Below are 3094 nucleotides of genomic sequence, written 5' to 3' on the forward strand. Positions count from 1 at the left end.
CGAAAAAATTTTCGGACTTTAAAGATGTTTTTATGCTGACGGAAAAGGTGGCTCCAAATCCCGTCAAGTTCAAATTTGCCTTGTCAAATACTCGTCCGACCACCGGTAATTTGGCTTTGTCATTTGCCTGCAATTGTTATCCGGAGGAATTATATCTTTTGGGTCTAGATTTCGGGTTCCGGCATGAAGAAAAAACTCATGTTGCAGAAAGCATTATTTATAAGAACAAGGCATTTCAAACCCAGAACGCTGGGAGAAGTCAATTGCCGGTACAGGCGAATTTCTCCGATGCTGAAACCGTGTTGACCCAACCCTATTTCAATCAGGCCAGGCAGATGGCGGAAAGGGCCATTGAATCAGTTGATGGGAGGGTTAAAGTTTTCAACTGCTCCGATGGCGCATTGGTAAGGGGAGCAGAACCTTTGCGCGCCGAGCAGATCGCTTTGCGGGCGTACGACAAGCAGGCAGACATCGATCTGATCCGCTCCTCTTTCAGGCCGTTGCGGGCGGGAGAGGATTGGGAACCGTTCCCGATGGCCGGGGAGCAGCTGCTTTCTCTGTATAAAAAAGGGCTGCTGAACGAATTGAAAATGAAAAAGTTCAATTGGTTCAAATTCGCCAAGATAGTGGACAGTATTGATCATATGGTTTTGAAGCGTTTGCCACGGAAGTCAGTGGTTGAGGGAGATATGCGTCTTGAGCCGTACATGGAAGTTGTACGAGAGCTGCTGATCATGTGGTACCGGTTTTTGTGTTTTGGTAACAACGAGCATGAATGGCAGCAGGTTTACGAGGTTGGTTATCAGGAACTGGCAGCCTTGATTGAGGATATGCATTGGGATGATTTGTAGGAGTGCCCGTGTGCCTATGGCGTATTTTACATCCCTCAATGCATGTGTGCCGCGATTCAATGGCTAACAATTCTAACGTCTCTCTAAAAAGAGGCGAATCTGCTGAAACAGGAGCTGGCCCGAATCATAACGCCCATCTTTTTCAGCGAAAAAACAATCAGGTGCCGTAGCTCCTCATCAAATCTAGGGCCCAACTTGCGGGAGTGAAGTTGGGCCCCGTCCCGCCGATTCTTTAGCTAATTCAACGAATACGCAAACAGGAATAACTCCACGATTTACCAAGATCCGTGTGTTTTTCGTGGGTTGTAAATAAGAAAAATCATAAAACCGTTAAAGATGTTGGATTTGTCTGTCGAGAAGAGAGCAAAGGAAAACCAGTGCCGAGGAGGTAAGGGATAGGGCCCTCGCTTTCTGGCCATTTTTTAGAGACGACCCGTTGGTCGCTCGCCGTAAATAAATTTGTGCAAGGATGACCACGAACGAGGTCCACGGAGGAAGATCATGGCTCTTACAATCAACACTAACGTAGCTTCCCTTAACGCCCAACGTAACCTGGGTACTTCGCAGAGCAAACTGAACAAATCGATGCAGCGCCTCTCGTCAGGTCTGCGCATCAACAGCGCGAAGGACGATGCTGCCGGTTTGTCGATCTCCGACCGTATGACCTCGCAGATCCGCGGTCTGAATCAGGCTGTCCGGAACGCCAACGACGGTATTTCCCTGGCACAGGTTGCTGAAGGCGCCATGGCGGAAAGCACCAACATCCTGCAGCGGATGCGTGAGCTGGCGATCCAGTCGGCGAACGATTCGAACAGCGGTTCCGACCGTGCGTCCCTGCAGAAAGAAGTGGCCCAGCTGCAGCAGGAGCTGGACCGGATCGCCACCACCACGTCGTTCAACGGTAAGAAGATTCTGGATGGTTCTTTTACCGCCCAGCAGTTCCAGGTTGGTGCCAACGCTGGCGAAACCATCTCCTTCTCGACCAGTGCGACTTCGTCGACCGATATCGGTTCTCACCAGTACGAAACCGATGGAACGATCAACAATGCTGCCGCTACTGCAGCTAACAATGTTGCCGCTCAGTCCCTGACCGTGTCCGGTTCCCTCGGCCAGGCCACTGTTTCTGTCGCTGCTGGCGCCAGTGCCAAGGCGATTGCGGCCGGCGTCAACAACAAGGCGAACGACACCGGCGTTACTGCCACCGCAGTGACTTATGCCAAACTGGAAGTCGGTACCGCAGGTGCAACGAGCTTCACCCTGGAAGGCAAGAACGAGGGTGATGCGGTGACCATCTCCGCCAACATCACCGACATCAACGATCTGACCGAGTTGGCCGATGCGATCAACTCTCAGTCCTCGTCGACCGGTGTCACCGCGCTGTTGTCCGATGACAAGTCGAGCATTACCCTGAAGAACTCCGAAGGGTTTGATATCAGCATGGCTTGGGCTGCTGGTGATATGGACGTCACGGGTCTTGCGGCTGACGGTGAGACGGCAGCTGGTAGTGCTGTGACGATGGCTGCTTCAGGCAACCTCGCCACTGTCGGTGGTAGCGTGACCTTCAACTCGGAGAAATCCTACTCCGTGGCTACGAGTGCCGTAGGTACCGTCCTCGGCGCAGCCCTTGAGTCGAGTACTCTTTCTTCCGTCGGCGACATCGATGTCTCTTCATCGGCCGGCGCCAACGATGCCCTGGAAGTTATCGACAAAGCGATCGCCAAGATCGACGGCGAGCGGGCCAGCCTGGGTGCTATCCAGAACCGCTTCGAGTCGACCATCGCCAACCTGCAGAACATCTCGGAGAACGTGACTGCTGCCCGATCGCGGATTCTTGATGCCGACATCGCTCAGGAAACTTCGGAAATGACCAAGCAGAACATTCTGCAGCAAGCTGGTGTTTCGATCCTGTCGCAAGCCAACCAGGCACCGCAATTGGCACTGTCGCTGCTCGGCCAATAGTAGAGCGTAGCTTTCGGGGGCCGGCTTGGTCGGCCCCCGGTTTAAGCTGATGGAATAGGGAAAAGATGCAAAAAAAAACAATAAAAATGAGTGAAAATTAACAACGCAAGTATTTTCAAGAGCTTACGCTCGGCAAAAAAGTACGAAAAATCTAAAGTTTTCAGCCTCGATGGCCGAAAAGAGGACAGACGGGGAAATCCAACGCATTAAAGGAGGCAGGAGCAAGACGACGCGGTCCCCAGTAACAGGTAATATTAATATCAAAACAAAACAGGGCACGGACG

Annotated in this window: 2 protein-coding genes; both read left to right on the top strand. The window is 52.1% G+C overall.

Annotated features, from left to right (window positions below; all coding sequences use genetic code 11):
• Positions 1 to 263: 263 nt before the first annotated feature.
• A complete protein-coding gene (locus Q7J88_RS03040; protein ID WP_303720678.1) occupies positions 264 to 851 on the top strand; it encodes a hypothetical protein in 588 nt (195 codons plus the stop codon).
• A 501-nt stretch (positions 852 to 1352) separates the two neighbouring features.
• Positions 1353 to 2810, top strand: a complete 1458-nt coding sequence (locus Q7J88_RS03045) for a flagellin (protein WP_303720679.1) — start codon at positions 1353 to 1355, stop codon at positions 2808 to 2810.
• The last annotated feature ends 284 nt before the right edge of the window (positions 2811 to 3094 follow it).

This window comes from Malonomonas rubra (genome assembly GCF_003247215.1).
GTDB lineage: Bacteria > Desulfobacterota > Desulfuromonadia > Desulfuromonadales > Geopsychrobacteraceae > Malonomonas > Malonomonas rubra_A.

Coding starts and splice junctions, on each gene's coding strand:
- Q7J88_RS03045 (WP_303720679.1), top strand. CDS start 1,353: ATGGCTCTTACAATCAACACTAACGTAGCTTCCCTTAACGCCCAACGT.